Annotated in this window: 1 rRNA gene; it reads right to left on the bottom strand. The window is 46.8% G+C overall.

The features are described 5' to 3' along the window. Nucleotides 1–103 (bottom strand): 23S ribosomal RNA (locus AC3G2T_RS38975); the annotation flags it as partial. Nucleotides 104–201 lie beyond the last annotated feature (98 nt).

Here is a 201-nt window from a genome sequence, read left to right on the forward strand (position 1 = left end):
ATCGAAGCCTGCTTACGGCTCCCCGAGGCATTTCGTCGTTCGCCACGTCCTTCTTCGGCTCCTAGCGCCTAGGCATCCTCCGTGTGCTCTTTCTAGCTTAACCACTAGAATGTACTTTCATTAACTGTTGTGACACAGTCAACGAAAAGGATTTCTAAGTTTCACGCTTTACGTTTCGTTTCGTTATCTAGTTTTCAAGGA

This window comes from Paenibacillus sp. sgz302191, from assembly GCF_057749925.1.